This is a genomic window from Pseudomonas sp. SDO5271_S396 (assembly GCF_054071795.1).
On record NZ_JBSVWB010000110.1, the window covers coordinates 1 to 1,839 of the forward strand.

Genomic DNA, 1,839 nt, shown 5'->3' on the forward strand with positions numbered 1-1,839 from the left:
AATCGGCATAGGGGACGGCTTCATAGGCCGCTCCCCTGCCACACCACCCGGCATGCGGGTCCGCACCGGGCGGTTCGAGAGATTGAGGTTATGAGAGGCGCGCCAATCCCAGCCTGTCGAACCACGCAATATTCAGCACACGATTCAACTCAAAACGGCTATTACGCCACCAGCGATGAGAGTTACTGGCCACCCTCTGCGCCACCTGCTGGCTCGCCCCCAGTGTCCGCAGCTCTCGATAGATCGTAGGGCCACGCTTCCACTGCCTGAGCTGGATCGCTCTCAGTCGATGTCGTATCCATTCGTCCAGCTTGCGCCAGACTGCCGGTGTTTGCGACAACGTGAAGTAGGCTTTCCAGCCCAAAAGATAAGGCCGGAGATTATCTGCGACCTGTTGCAAGCTACGCCCGCAGGAGCGCCGGGTAAGCCAGCGGATACGCTGCTTGAACTGTTTCTGCGCCTTATAAGAGACCGCGCGCTTGACTTCACTTCGGGCTGACCACAACTCATAGCCCAGAAACTTGCGACCAAACGCGCTCGTCACTGCACTCTTGCTCTCGTTGACGCTCAAGTGCAGCTTTTCGTACAGCCGCCTCAGCAGGGCCATTACCCGCTGCCCCGCCTTCTGACTGCGCACATACACGTTCGCATCGTCGGCATAGCGCACGAAACAATGGCCTCGGCGTTCAAGCTCCCGATCCACTTCGTCCAGCAGCACGTTCGCCAACAACGGCGACAGTGGGCCGCCTTGCGGCGCCCCGCAGCGGCTTTTCTCGACCACGCCATTGATCAGCGTTCCCGCATCCAGATAGGCGCGAATCAGCCGGATAACCGCCTGATCCGTAATCCGTTTGCGCAAACGATCCATCAAGATGTCGTGATCGACCCGGTCGAAGAACTTCTCCAGATCAACATCCACCACCACTTTACGTCCTGAAGAGGCATAGCGCTGAGCCGCTAAAACGGCGTCCTGCGCACAGCGTCCCGGACGGAAGCCGTAGCTGTGTTCACTGAAGGTCGGATCGAGTAATGGCTGCAAGGCTTGCAGCAACGCTTGTTGGATCAAACGGTCGGTGACCGTTGGGATACCCAACTCGCGTTGACCGCCGTCAGGTTTGGGAATGACCACACGCCGTACCGGACTGGGCCGGTAGACTCCTGAAAGAAGCTGTTCACGAATCCCCGCCCATTGGGTCAGCAGGTACTCGGCCGTCTGATCAATATCCAGACCGTCGACTCCCGCTGCACCTTTGTTGGCCTTGACCCGTTTCCACGCCCGTTTCAGGTTTTCTCTCGCAAAGGCCCGTTCCAGCAGCCCTTGTCCTGCGTTATCGGGTTCATTTTGCGGGCGATTGACCTCGTCGCTGACAGGATTTCTCACGGTTTCACCGCTCGTTATCTCCGTCCGCCCCGCGTTTGGCAGGCATCTGACTTCCGGTCTTTCGCATCAACATGGCCTATGACGCTTTCTCTCGTTCGGCCCTTCGTCAAAAAAAAGACTACTACGGCCTCTGCTGACTTCTCGCTCCGACTCGCGCCGTCGCCCTTTCAGGCACAAGGCGAGATCTCCCCAGGTAAGAACGCAATCCTTCACCGCACAACCGCCGGATTTACGCTGCCTGACCCTTGACCACAAGAGCTTCGCGGTTTTATGCCCGCTCGCCCTGGTCGGCTTCGCCTTGTATCCGGTTCTTGTACATCGGCTCGCGGTTTCGATTCACGCTTCCTCCCCACACTCGGTCGCCCTCATGCAGTTGCGCTTCACTTCGTTCGCTGTGGTCAGCTTACGGCGGGACTTTCACCCACAAGATTGCGCCCATGCTGGGCGCACATAAAAAA

1 protein-coding gene is annotated in these 1,839 nt (G+C 58.4%); it reads right to left on the bottom strand.

The window, feature by feature from the left end:
* Window positions 1–88 precede the first annotated feature (88 nt).
* Window positions 89–1,381, bottom strand: a complete 1,293-nt coding sequence (gene ltrA / locus ACW9IN_RS30060; RefSeq protein ID WP_017341082.1) for a group II intron reverse transcriptase/maturase — start codon at window positions 1,379–1,381, stop codon at window positions 89–91.
* Window positions 1,382–1,839: the final 458 nt, after the last annotated feature.